Annotated in this window: 14 protein-coding genes; 8 read left to right on the forward strand and 6 right to left on the reverse strand. The window is 72.0% G+C overall.

From position 1 onward, the window contains the following. The first annotated feature begins 11 nt into the window (after positions 1 to 11). On the forward strand, positions 12 to 782 hold the full coding sequence (locus ACLJQM_RS38795) for a GntR family transcriptional regulator (RefSeq protein ID WP_360778868.1): 771 nt from the start codon (positions 12 to 14) through the stop codon (positions 780 to 782). Positions 783 to 791: 9 nt separating this feature from the next. On the opposite strand, the gene ACLJQM_RS38800 is transcribed toward ACLJQM_RS38795, so the two are convergent. The 4 genes from ACLJQM_RS38800 to ACLJQM_RS38815 are packed head-to-tail and all read right to left on the reverse strand — an operon-like array spanning position 792 to position 4,592. Then, entirely contained in the window at positions 792 to 2,099 is a 1,308-nt protein-coding gene (locus ACLJQM_RS38800; protein ID WP_360778871.1) for a hypothetical protein, read from the reverse strand. Then, complete coding sequence (locus ACLJQM_RS38805) at positions 2,096 to 2,485, reverse strand: PTS sugar transporter subunit IIA (protein WP_360778873.1); 390 nt, start codon at positions 2,483 to 2,485, stop codon at positions 2,096 to 2,098. The genes ACLJQM_RS38800 and ACLJQM_RS38805 overlap by 4 nt, the downstream gene beginning before the upstream one ends. 10 nt (positions 2,486 to 2,495) lie before the next feature. Further along, on the reverse strand, positions 2,496 to 4,112 hold the full coding sequence (locus ACLJQM_RS38810; protein WP_360778876.1) for a PTS system mannose/fructose/sorbose family transporter subunit IID: 1,617 nt from the start codon (positions 4,110 to 4,112) through the stop codon (positions 2,496 to 2,498). Positions 4,113 to 4,118: 6 nt separating this feature from the next. Beyond that, positions 4,119 to 4,592, reverse strand: a complete 474-nt coding sequence (locus ACLJQM_RS38815; protein ID WP_247014116.1) for a PTS system mannose/fructose/N-acetylgalactosamine-transporter subunit IIB — start codon at positions 4,590 to 4,592, stop codon at positions 4,119 to 4,121. A 374-nt stretch (positions 4,593 to 4,966) separates the two neighbouring features. On the opposite strand from ACLJQM_RS38815, the gene ACLJQM_RS38820 reads away from it, so the two are divergent. From ACLJQM_RS38820 to ACLJQM_RS38830, 3 genes are all read left to right on the forward strand, one after another. After that, positions 4,967 to 6,223: a ricin-type beta-trefoil lectin domain protein gene (locus ACLJQM_RS38820; RefSeq protein WP_410635325.1), complete on the forward strand. Its 1,257-nt coding sequence runs from the start codon at positions 4,967 to 4,969 to the stop codon at positions 6,221 to 6,223. A 74-nt stretch (positions 6,224 to 6,297) separates the two neighbouring features. Continuing rightward, complete coding sequence (locus ACLJQM_RS38825; RefSeq protein WP_360778882.1) at positions 6,298 to 7,242, forward strand: MBL fold metallo-hydrolase; 945 nt, start codon at positions 6,298 to 6,300, stop codon at positions 7,240 to 7,242. A gap of 31 nt (positions 7,243 to 7,273) precedes the next feature. Then, positions 7,274 to 7,618, forward strand: a complete 345-nt coding sequence (locus ACLJQM_RS38830; RefSeq protein ID WP_410635327.1) for a hypothetical protein — start codon at positions 7,274 to 7,276, stop codon at positions 7,616 to 7,618. 87 nt (positions 7,619 to 7,705) lie between these two features. On the opposite strand, the gene ACLJQM_RS38835 is transcribed toward ACLJQM_RS38830, so the two are convergent. Beyond that, complete coding sequence (locus ACLJQM_RS38835; RefSeq protein ID WP_247014124.1) at positions 7,706 to 8,203, reverse strand: MarR family winged helix-turn-helix transcriptional regulator; 498 nt, start codon at positions 8,201 to 8,203, stop codon at positions 7,706 to 7,708. Positions 8,204 to 8,278: 75 nt separating this feature from the next. Here ACLJQM_RS38835 and ACLJQM_RS38840 point away from each other — a divergent pair, with 75 nt between their 5' ends. The 4 genes from ACLJQM_RS38840 (at position 8,279) to ACLJQM_RS38855 (ending at position 10,856) form a co-directional block, all read left to right on the forward strand. After that, complete coding sequence (locus ACLJQM_RS38840; RefSeq protein ID WP_410635328.1) at positions 8,279 to 9,160, forward strand: EamA family transporter; 882 nt, start codon at positions 8,279 to 8,281, stop codon at positions 9,158 to 9,160. Positions 9,161 to 9,180: 20 nt separating this feature from the next. Next, positions 9,181 to 9,504, forward strand: coding sequence for a hypothetical protein (locus tag ACLJQM_RS38845; RefSeq protein ID WP_410635329.1), 324 nt, complete (start codon positions 9,181 to 9,183; stop codon positions 9,502 to 9,504). 351 nt (positions 9,505 to 9,855) lie between these two features. Beyond that, entirely contained in the window at positions 9,856 to 10,416 is a 561-nt protein-coding gene (locus tag ACLJQM_RS38850) for an RNA polymerase sigma factor (RefSeq protein ID WP_360778896.1), read from the forward strand. Beyond that, on the forward strand, positions 10,413 to 10,856 hold the full coding sequence (locus ACLJQM_RS38855; protein ID WP_410635331.1) for a hypothetical protein: 444 nt from the start codon (positions 10,413 to 10,415) through the stop codon (positions 10,854 to 10,856). The genes ACLJQM_RS38850 and ACLJQM_RS38855 overlap by 4 nt, the downstream gene beginning before the upstream one ends. On the opposite strand, the gene ACLJQM_RS38860 is transcribed toward ACLJQM_RS38855, so the two are convergent. Continuing rightward, entirely contained in the window at positions 10,853 to 11,887 is a 1,035-nt protein-coding gene (locus ACLJQM_RS38860) for a S8 family peptidase (protein WP_410635332.1), read from the reverse strand. The genes ACLJQM_RS38855 and ACLJQM_RS38860 overlap by 4 nt on opposite strands. Positions 11,888 to 11,919: the final 32 nt, after the last annotated feature.

Here is an 11,919-nt window from a genome sequence, read left to right on the forward strand (position 1 = left end):
ATACTGAAGGCATGCCCCGTCCGAAACACGTCCCCGCGAGCGATCTCCGCCTCCCGGACGCGCTGCAGCCGGGGCGGCCGAAGGGCGATCAGCTCCGCGAAATCCTCGAAGCCGTCGCGACGGAGGCGGGCCCCGGCCGGCTGATGCCGTCGGAGCGGTTCCTCGCCGAGCACTTCCAGGTCGCCCGCGGCACCGTGCGCCAGGAGATCAACCGCCTGGTCGCCGACGGCGTCCTGTACCGCCAGCACGGCACCGCGACCTTCACCGCGGATCGCCAGGCGGCGCACATCGACATGCTGACGTCGTTCACCGAGGACATGAAGGCCCGTGGCGTCGTCCCCAAGACGAAGGTGCTGCACGCCGAGGTGGAGAGCGCGAACCAGCGCATCGCCGGCCGCCTGAACGTGCCACCGGGCGCGCGGGTCTTCCGGCTGGAGCGGCTCCGGTTCGTCGAAGACGAGCCGTTCGCCGTCGAGCGCACCAACCTCTCGGTCGACCGCTTCCCCGGCATCGAGCTGTTCGACTGGGAAACCGAATCACTGCACCGCACGATCGAGGAGCGCTGGGACGTCCGCGCCGAGTGGAACGACACGGCGATCTCGGCGGTCCTCCCGAACGCCGGCGACGCGACCCTCCTCGGCATCGAAGCCACCCAGCCGTGCCTGATCATCGAGGGCACGCTGCACGACCAGAGCGGCGGTGTCATCGAGGCGGGGCGGTCGCTGTACCGGGCCGACCGCTACACGGTGTTCACCCAGGCCCGGCGCAGCCACGCTTCCTGACCGGCCGGCCTAAGCGGGGCTGAGCCGGTGCGCTCGCAGCACCTTCAGGCAGTGCTCCACCAGCACGTCCGCGGCGTCCGGGCCGAACAGCGTCACGTAAGACTCGTAAATCCCGTTCCGGTGCCCTTCGGCGTCCGGCAGGTACCCCAGGTATCCGTCCGTGTAGCCGATCACCCGCGTGTGCCGGAACGGGCTCCCCCGCCGGATCCGCAGCCCCAGTGACGCGAACAGCTCGAACGGCGTGTGCAGCCACGCGATGTCCCCCAGCGACACCACGCTGACCGGGACCTCGGCGCACCCCGTCGGCCGGTCGCTCGCCGCCATCGCCGCGAGCATCGCGCAGCCCTCGTAGCGGGTCTGGGCGATCCGGACCGCCGGGTGGTCCTCGCCGTGGTGGGCCAGCTCGCGCTGCCACTCGGCCTCGGCCGACTCGCGCAGTTCGACGCTGTCCTCGATGGACGGCACGTCGCGGTAGGGCAGGTGCAGCGACGAGCGGGTCAGCCGGACCGGGCCGCTCGCGCCGATCGCCGACGCCGCCGCCAGCGTGCGGGCGATCGACGTCGCCAGGTGGCCGCCGAGGGTGCGGACCTCGGCGTGGTCGCGGCCGCGCCGGACGAAACGGGAGCTCGCGTCCCCCGCCGCGCCCTGCAGGAACGCCGCCACCGGGCGGCCGATCAGCGCGGCCAGCTCTCTTCGGGTCGCGCCCGGCCAGTCCGCCGACCAGGCCAGGTTGTCCGGGCCGAGCACGGTCGGGTGGCTGGCGTAGTCGAACAGCAGCGCCGCCGGCGTGCCGTCGTCGCGGCTCAGTTCGAGCACGCCGAACGACGTGTCGTGCGGCCCGTCCGGCCGGTAGCGGTTGCCGCCGACGGCCTCGGTCGCCCCGTCGTGCCAGCGCGCCCGGACCCGCGAACGGCAGGCGTGCAGCCGCAGCGCGGCGCCGGTGACCTTCTCCGCCATCCGGCCGACCAGCCCGGGATCGCGCTCGCCCGGCAGGCCGGGGTGCAGCGGGCCGGTCCAGCCCTCGGGCCCGGAATGCGTGTGCGACGCGCAGACGAGCACCCGCTCCGGCGCGATGCCGACCGCCGCGCCGACCGCGTCGGCCAGGGTGCGGGTGAGGCCGGCGTCGACCGCGAGCGCGTCCAGCGCCACCCACACCACGCCCGGGTCGTCCTCGGTGGACAGCCAGATCAGCGACGCTTCGAGCTCGTCGTGCGTGCCGGTCGCGACGCCGTGCCGGGCCAGGTAGCCGCCGAGCGGGTGCCCGGGCCCCGGGGTGATCCGGACGTCTTGCGCGGCGAGCAGGAGTGCGGCGGTCACCAGGTCGATTCCAGGACGTCGACGACGCCGTCGCGGCCGGCGGCGCGGGCCACCCCGGCGAGCTCGGTGACGTCGTCGGTCGTGTGCAGCAGGACCTCCAGCAGCATCGGCAGGTTCAGCCCGGACACCAGCTGGATGCGCGGGTGCCCGGCGGCGAGCGCGCGGACGGCGTTGAACGGCGAGCCGCCGTGCAGGTCGGCCAGCACGAGCGCGCCTTCGGCGGCGCCGGCCAGCGCGAGCACCCGGGCGCCGAACTCCTCCGGGCTGTCGCGCGGGCTCAGCTCGCAGACCTTCAGCCGCGCCTGCGGGCCGAGGATCATTTCGGCGGCCTCGCCGACGCCGGACGGCAGCCGCCCGTGGCCGGCCAGGATGATCGGGACGGACATGGCATTCCCCCTAACTCTTCGCCGGGGCCGACGGCGCGAACCAGCCGAGCCACCCCAGTGCGACCCCGGCGACGACGACGATGCCGATGACCCAGACCGGCCGCAGCCGCATTTTGGCCGTCACCAGGTACACCCCGGCCGTCACCAGCACCGGCAGCAGGAACGGCAGCAGCTCGTCGAGCCGGTCCTGGATCGCCACCGACTGGGTCACCGGCTGCCCCTGGACCGTGGTGGTCTGCCGGTAGGTCAGCGTGGTGACGACCTTGACGATCGACGGGATGAACCCGCCGAGCACGACGAACCCGAGCACGGTCGCCCCCTGCGCGACGCGCGCGAGCGCGCCCGCGGCGAGGTGCCCGGCCAGCCGCTTCCCCTCGCGGTAGGCGAACCCGAACTGCCAGCGCCGCACCAGCGCGTACGGCACGAGCACCATCACGGCGGCGAACGCGGGGCCGAGCCAGTTGCCCTGCAGCGCCCACGACGCGCCCATGGTGAAGACGATGCTGTTGTACAGCGCGAAGACGACGGTGTCGCCGATGCCGGCCAGCGGCCCCATCAGCGCGACCTTGGTGCTCGCCGCCGACTTCGGCGTCCCGGCTTCTTCCAGCGCGACGCTGGAGCCGAGGATCAGCGGGCCGCCGATGAGCACGGAGGTGTTGAAGAATTGCAGGTGCCGCTGCAGGCCGGCGACGTAGTCGGCCTTCTCCGGATAAAGGCGGCGCAGCACCGGTTCCATCGCGTACGCGAACCCGAGCGCCTGCATCCGCTCGTAGTTCCAGGAGATCTGGCTCGACCAGAAGTAGCGGCGGAACACCCGCCGCAGGTCCTGTTTGGTCAGCCGCGGGTCCACCTCGGCCTCTTCGGCGGGCTCGGGCACGGCGATGGCCGGCTCGTCGCGCTTGAGCGTCACGAACAGCATCGCGACCGCGACGCCGACGAGCGCGATCCCCAGCACCGGCAGCTTCAGGTAGGCGAACCCGACGAAGCCGATCAGCAGCAGGTACCAGTACCGCGACAGCTCCATCATGCCGAGCAGCAGCGCGAAGCCGACCGCCGGCAGCAGCGACCCGGCGAGCGTCATGCCCTGCACGAACCCGGCCGGGATGCTCGCGGTGATGTCCTTGACCAGGCCACCGGACGCGGCGAGCGCGGCGAGGAACGTCGGGATCGCGCGCACCGCGACCCACGGGACCAGGCTGACCCAGTGGATCGTCGCCAGGCCGCGGGCGTTGCCTTCGGCGGCGTACCCGTCGGCCCGGTGCACCAGCGCGGTGGTGACCATCTTGCCGACCGGGTCGAGCGCCGAGAGCAGGATCGCGGCCGGCAGCCCGACGCCGATCCCGACGGCGACCTGGGCGGACGTCCCGCCGGCGGCGCCCGCGGCCAGCGCGGTGCCGACGATCGCGCCGGTCTGGTAGTCCGGGATGGTCGCGCCGCCGTAGGTGTAGACGCCGAGCGCGGCGAGCTCGAGCGTGGCGCCGATCATCAGGCCGAGCAGCGGGTTCCCGGTGATCAGCCCGGCCACCGAGCCGGCGATCAGCGGGCGCTGCGCGTAGATCAGGAACGGGCCGAGCCCGTCGTAGGTGCAGTAGATCGCCCAGATGGTCAGGGCCAACGCGACGAGCATGCGGGGCTAGAGCCCTTTCCGGTCGAGCAGCGGGACGAATTCGGCCGGCTTGTCCTGCGGCATCAGCTGCGTGACCAGCGGGACCCCGGCGGCGAGCCGGCGGTAGCCGCCCGCCTCGTCCGCGGTGACCGCGATCGAGCGGGTGACCATGGTGTACGCGGTGCCCGGCCGGGGCGCGACGTTGCCGACGTTGACGACCCCGGGCCGCAGTCCGCCTTCGACGAGGCGGAAGGCGTCTTCGGGGTCCTTCGCGATGATCATGACATCCCCGTCGAGCGGCACGGTGAGCGCCGCGGCCACCGACAGCACAGCGGTGGGCAGGCCGCGCGCGGCTTGCGGGAGCAGCACCTGCTGCAGGTCGTCGGCGGCGACGTCGTCGTTGCAGACGAGCAGGCGGCGCACGCCCAGGCGGCGGGTCCACGCGACGGTGACCTGCCCGTGGATCAGCCGGTTGTCGATCCGGACGTGTGCCCCCGCCATGTTTCTCCTCCCGGACGGCAGGAGACATACTGGTTCGTACCAGTATCTGTGTCAACTGCCGGTGACCGGCCTTCGCGCGGCCGACGGAAGGACCCCTCAGACCTTCCGTCGGCCCACGAGCGCGAAGCCTCCCCGTGCGTTACCCGGACCCTCCCATAAAGGTATATACCAGTATGGACGTCCGTGATCGACTGTCAAGAGCGAAAACGCGAAAATTATTCGACCGGTCGGCCGATCGAAATAGGCGCGGGTGAGTGGTTCACCCGGAGCTGTCCGTTCTTGTCAGTGACACCCCACCGAGCTCCTCTTATCATTCCCATTGGTCTAGACCGCACTTCCTCGTCCCCTGCCGCACCGGGAAAGGCGGAACCCCCGTGACCGCGAGAACCCTGCGCCTCGCCGCGCTCAGCACCGCGCTCCTGTTCGCCACCGCGCTGCCCTCGGCCGCCGCGACCGACGGCACCGAGCAGCTGCCCGGTCACCTCCGCACGCCATCGGCTTCGGTCGCGGCGCCGCGCTCGGCCGTCTGCGACGGCGACGGCGTCAGCGGCAAGCGCGTGCAGGCCCTCTACGTCCGCGGGAACGGCCAGGCCGACCGGTACGCCCAGTTCGCCGGCCAGTTCCAGACCTTCGCGAGCCAGATCGACGACGCCTTCGCCGAGGCCGCGTCCCGGCTCGGCGGCGGCGTCCGGCACGTCCGGTACGTGACCGACGCGAGCTGCCGGGCGGCCGTCGGGAACGTCGTGATCGCCCAGGGCGACATGGCGACCGTCGACACGATCACCAACGCCCTCAAGGCCCAGGGCTACAACCGCGCGGACCGCAAGTACGTCGTCTGGTACGACAAGGACGGCTGCGGCCTGGCCTTCGGCAACGGCGGCAACGACAGCCCCGGCCCGGGCAACCCGTACAACGCGGGCCCGCACTACGCGACGGTCGGCACCGGCTGCTGGTCCTGGCAGTCGACCGGGCACGAGCTCCTGCACACCCTCGGCGCCGTCCAGGGCAGCGCGCCGCACTCGAGCGCCTACGGTCACTGCTGGGACGACGAAGACATCATGTGCTACGACGACGGCGGCCTGCCGAACCCGCCGGGCGGCCTGGTGAAGGTCTGCCCCGGCGCACCGGAGAACCAGCTCGACTGCCTCGGCGACGACTACTTCAACACCAACCCGGCGGCCGGCACGTACCTGGCGACGCACTGGAACGTCGCGAACAGCGCGTACCTGATCGCGAGCGGCAGCCCCTACCCCGCCGGGAAGATCACCGGCCTCGGCGGCAAGTGCGTCGACGTCAGCGCGTCGAACACCGGTAACGGCACGGCGGTCCAGCTGTGGACGTGCAACTCCACGGCGGCCCAGCGCTGGACGAAGCAGAACGGCACGCTCCGCACGTTCGGCAAGTGCCTCGACGTTTCGAACAGCGGGACGGCCGACGGCACCCTCGTGCAGCTGTGGGACTGCAACGCCACCGGCGCGCAGACGTGGCAGGCGCGGACCGACGGGACCCTGCTGAACCCGCAGTCGGGCAAGTGCCTCGACGCGGCCGGCAGCTCCTCGGCCGACGGCACCCGCTTGCAGATCCGGACCTGCGCGGCCACCGCGAACCAGCGCTGGCAGGGACCCGCCTGAACAATTCGGGAGAACCGCGCAACCTGGCCGGGTCACCGTCGTTAACGCATCGTCTGCATGAGGGAGGGGAAGGCATGCCGGCCGTCACATCGAACATCGTCCCGCTCCGGCACGCCCGGCCGGGCGTGGTGGCGTACGTGAAGACGCCGGCCGAGTGGTTCGTCGCGAACAGCGGCTGGATCCAGGGCCGCGACGGCGTCGTGCTGATCGACACCTGCGGAACGGAGCAGGCGACCCTGGAACTGGTCCGCGACGTGCGCAAGTACGCGGGCGAGCGCGAGCTCACGGTCGCCATCACGCACGCGCACGGCGAGCACCACAACGGCCTCGGCGTCGCCCTGCGCGACGGCGGGACGGCGCTGGCCGCGCCGGGCGCGCTCGACCTGGTCAAGGCCGGGCCGCAGACGTACGGCAACGTCTTCACCTACACCGGCTGGGGCAGCCTCGAGCCCCCGGAGCCGGAGTCGGTCCACCCGGTCACCGGCTGGCACCACGTCGACCTCGGCGACGCGGCGGCGGACGTGGTCGCGGTCCCGGGCGTCGCGCACACGGCGGGCGACCTGGTGGTCCACGAGCCCCGCTCGGGCACGCTGTTCACCGGCGACCTGGTGGTCATCGGCGACACCCCGGTGGCGGTCCACGGCTCGATCCCGGGCTGGCTCGACGCGCTCGACTGGCTCCAGGACACGTTCCGCCCCCGCACCCTGGTCCCGGGCCACGGCCCGGTGGCCAACCCGGGCCACACGGCGTTCCACGCGATGCGCGTGTACCTGGAGTGGCTGCTGGAGGTGACGGAGCGCCAGACGGACTTCACGAGACTGGCGCGGCAGGCGTCGTTGCGCTGGCCGTCGTGGCGCAACCCGGAACGCCACATCGGCAACCTGATGCGCGCGTACGCGGATCAGCACGGCCGCAAACTGGACGTGGACCTGGCGATCGACGCGATCCTGGCGGCGGCGGGCGGGCGGATCGACCTGGACTACCTGCTGGACCGGGAACCGGTCCGCCAGATCTCCTGACCCGCTCCGCTCCGCCCGCCCCAATGTGGCGTTGGGTGCGCTCGACGCACCCGATGTGGCGTTCGGTGCGTTGGATGCACCGAACGCCACATCGGGGTTGTTTCATCGTTGCGGTATCTGTGCTGGAGCCTGTGAGCAGATCGTGCTCAACCCCTATAAAGCCGAAGCCCGCCGGCCGCTGACGAAGGCCCAGCAGCAGGCGTTCGCCGCGATGCGGTGCGCGGTGGAGGGCGGCTTCGCCGCTCTCAAAGCCTGGCGGGTCCTGGACAAACTCCGGATGGCACCGGGGCATGCCACCACGTTGCTGCGGGCTCTGCCGGCGCCGACCCGGCACGAGCAGAGCGTCCGCGACGCTGCCCGGGTGGCATGTGCCTGACCGTTACCCCAGCTGGTCAACCCGGCCTGACCAGACCAAACCACGATGAAACAACCCCGTTGGGGCGCTCGCACCCGCGCCGGCCCGTTAGGACCCGGCGCCGCCCAGGCTCTCCAGCAGGGTTCGCAACGTGCCGGCCAGCTCCTCCCGCTGATCGGCACCCAGCGCGCCCAGGATCCGGTGCTCGGTCTCCACGTGCTCCGGCAGCGCCCGGTCGATCAGCTCGCCGCCCGCGTCCGTCAGCGCGACGCGGACTCCGCGGCCGTCGGTCTCGTTCGGCGTGCGCTCGACCAGGCCGCGCGCCTCCATCTTGTCGAGGCGCTGGGTGATCGCGCCGGACGTCACCATCGCCGAACGCATCAGCTCCGTCGGCGTCAGCCGGTACGGCGGGCCGCTGCGGCGCAGGGTCGCGAGGACGTCGAACGTCGCGCGGTCGATCCCGTGGCGGGCGAACGTGCGCCGCAGCTCCGCGTCGACCAGCGCGTTCAGCCGGGAGAGCCGGCCGATCACGCCCATCGGGGAGACGTCGAGGTCGGGGCGCTCGGCGTGCCACTGCTCCAGGACGCGGTCCACGTGGTCGGCCATCGCCCCAGCGTAACCGATGCCTTAGCGGTAAGTGAGCAATAGCCATTTAGCTTAGCGCTGAGGTAATCTACCTTAGTGTTAAACAAACTGCTCCTCACCACCGCGCTGGCTCCGGCGATCTGGGGCTCCACCTACCTCGTCACGACCGAGTTCCTGCCACCCGACCGCCCGCTGCTCGCCGCGGTCGTCCGGGCGCTGCCCGCCGGACTGCTGCTCGTCGCGCTCACCCGCCGGCTGCCGAAGGGCGACTGGTGGTGGCGCTCGCTCGTGCTCGGCACGCTCAACATCGGGGCCTTCCTCGCGCTGCTGTTCATCGCCGCCTACCGGCTGCCCGGCGGGGTCGCCGCCACGCTCGGCGCACTGCAGCCGCTGATCGTCGCCGGCCTGTCGACCGGCCTGCTCGGCGAACGCCTGACCCCGCGGACCGTGCTCGCCGGCATCGCCGGGGTCGTCGGCGTCAGCCTCCTGGTGCTGCAGTCCGACGCCCGCCTCGACGCACTCGGGGTAGCCGCCGCGGCCGGCGGCGCGATCGTGATGGCCACCGGCGTCGTCCTCAGCAAGCGTTGGACGTCCCCGGCGCCCTTGCTGGCAACGACCGGCTGGCAGCTCGTCGCGGGCGGGCTGGTCCTCGTGCCGGTCGCACTGGCCGTCGAAGGCTCGCCACCGGCATCGCTGTCCGGCGCGAACCTCGCGGGCTACGCCTACCTCTCGCTGATCGGCGCCGCGTTCGCGTACGCCTTGTGGTTCCGCGGAATCCGCGCGCTGACGGCCACGCACGTGACGTTCCTCGGCCTGCTGAGCCCGGTCGTCGCCACCCTGCTCGGCTGGCTGGTCCTCGGCCAGCGCCTGACCCCGTGGCAGCTCCTGGGCGCGGCGATCGTGCTCGCCGCCGTGGTGACCGCCCAGCGCCGGGCTCAGCCGTCGCCGATCACCCAGCGCGTTTCCGAGAAGGTCTGATCTTCACCCGGATATCCTCCGTGGCGGTCGTCGGTTCACAGCCCACCGGACTGGTGATGCAATCGTGGATCACGATCGAATCGGCGATCGGCCTTCTGTACGAAAAGGTGTTCGGCGCCGCCCGCGACCGCAAGCCCACCACTGCGCAACGTCAGATCAACCAGCTGATCCCGTACCTGCCGGAGGATGCCGTCGACAGCATCCGGCGCATGCGGAAGCTGCGCAACGAAGTCGCCCACGGCAACGCTCAGGTCGAAATGGGTGAAGCCATCGCCTACGCCGAAACCGCCGCCACTCTCGTGAACCTCATCGACTACATCGAACGCTTCACACCGAGCCCGTAGGCGAACCGCAACCCGGCTTCCGGCACCACCGGCGTGTCCCCGAGCAACGCACACCCCGGAACACCAGCCCCCGCCGGAACCGGCACCGCCCGGCCGTCCACCGGCGGCCCGCACGCCGTCAGTCCCCACACGAGCAGCACGCACACCATCACCCGCACGATCGGCTCACCCCGATCCGTCTCCACCACTCCCACCGCGCACACGGCGCCCGGCGCGCGCGGGTTCAGGTATTTCCCGCGCTCCCACCGGATCGGAGGAACGGGGGGGGGAAAGACGCGAAGGAGTCCCCCGATGGCGTACCGGTCCGAAGGGCCGCTCTTGGCTAGGCTGAGCGGGTCAAGGGGAGGCGAAGTGGACACCACGACCCTGCTCTCAGCGGCCGCGCGCGGTGATCAGGCGGCTTGGGACGCGCTCGTCGCGCGGTACTCGAGCCTGCTCTGGTCGATCGCCCGCGCGCACCGGCTTTCCGACGCCGACGCGGCCGACGTCGTCCAGACCGTGTGGCTGAAACTGGTCGAAAACCTCGGCCGCATCAAGGATCCCGAGCGGCTGCCCGGCTGGCTGGGCACCACCACCCGGCACGAGTGCCTGCGCCAGCTCCGCCGCGGCGAGCGCGAACGCCCGGCCGACGACCACGTCTGGCAGAACGAACCCGCGCCCGGCGAGGCGGTCGACGCGGCCGTGCTGCTGGCCGAGCGCGACGCCACGCTCTGGCGCGCGCTGGCCACGTTGTCCGAGCAGTGCCGACGGCTGCTGCGCGTGCTCATGGCCACGCCACCGCCGTCGTACGCGGAAGTGGCGGCCGCCCTCGAAATGCCGGTCGGCAGCATCGGCCCGACGCGGCAGCGGTGCCTCGGCAAGCTGCGCGAACGGGCGGACGCGGCCGGGCTCGGAACGGCGGACCGGACATGACCGACGACGAACTCATGGAGGTCCTGCGAGCGGCCGCGACCCAGGCCGATCCCGTCCCCGACCTCGTGCTGCGCCAGGCGCGGGCGGCGCTATCCACCCGCGACCTCGACGCCGAGCTGGCGGAGCTGGCCTTCGATTCGGACCTGGTGGAAGCCGGCGCGGTCCGCGCGGACGGCGAAGACGTCCGGCTGCTGTCGTTCGAATCGGCCCGGGTGACGGTCGAACTGCAGGTGGAGTACGGAAGCGGCCGGGTGTCGCTGCGCGGCCTGATCACCGGCGCGACGGGCGACGCGGTGATCGAGGTGGCCGGCGAAACGCACACCCGGCCGATCGGCCCGGAGGGCTGGTTCACGGCGGCGGGTCTCCCCCGCGGCGCGACCCGGGTGTCGGTGACCGCCGCGGACGGCACGACGGTCACCACCGGCTGGGCGAGCCTCTAAGCGCCCGGCTCCCGCACACCCGCCACGTACGGGACGGGCGCCTCCCCGTTGAGGTCCTGCACGCGGACCACGACCGGCTCCTCCGCGCTTTCCGGGTGGAGCACCGCGTGGGCGGCCTCGAACGCGGAGCCACCCTTGGCCATGACCGCCGCGATCTGGCCCGTGACGATCGCGGCCGAGAACGAGGTGCCGCTCCAGACCGCGAAACCGTTGTACCCGGCCGGCCGCGTCGGGTAACCCGGCCGGAAGTACGGGCCGAGCACGTCGACCCCGTCGGCGTAGGCGGACACCCAGGGCCCGTAGTTGCTGAAGTCCGCGACGAGCGGCTTGTTCGAGTCCTGCGACGCGTCGGCCGAGCCGACCGCGATCACCTGGACGTGGCTGCGATCGACGCTGCCGGGCACCTTGGCCTCGAACTTGGTCCCGGCCGGGTAGACCAGGTGCCGGCTCGCGCGGTTCCCGGCGGACGCGACGACGACCGAATCCGGGGGCAGCCTGCGCAGGGCGGCCTCGATCGCCTTCGGCGGTTCGTCCTCCCAGGTCGCGCCGGAGAAGGAGAGGTTGATCAGGGTGATGCCCTCCTCCCGCAGCTCGTCGATGGCGTTGGCGACCGCGAGGTCTTCGAGCTCACCGCTCTGTTCGTCGATCACGCCCTTCATCCGGACGCGGACCTCGGGCGGCACCTGCTTCAGCAGCACTCCGGCGACGAACGTCCCGTGCGCGGCCGAACCGACCGGGTTCTCGTCTTCGCCGCGCACCACCCGGACGGTGTCCTCCGGGTCGAACACCACCCGGTTGCCGAGGTAGGGGTGCGGACGGCCCTCGTGCAGCACGACGCCGGTGTCGATCACCCCGGCCAGCGGGGGAACGTCCGGCGCGAGGACCGGGTCCAGCGTGTGGTTCGTGGGTTTCGGCCGCAGTTCGCCCCAGATGATGCGGTCCAGGCCGAACAAGTGGTTCGGGCTCGCTCCGCGGTTTCCCAGCGCGGCCAGCACTTCCGGTACCGGCCGGGTGCCCGCGAACCGGCGCACGGCCCCCGGTGCCCCGGCCGGGTGATAACCGA

This window comes from Amycolatopsis sp. cmx-4-83, assembly GCF_046548815.1.
Lineage (GTDB): Bacteria > Actinomycetota > Actinomycetes > Mycobacteriales > Pseudonocardiaceae > Amycolatopsis > Amycolatopsis pretoriensis_A.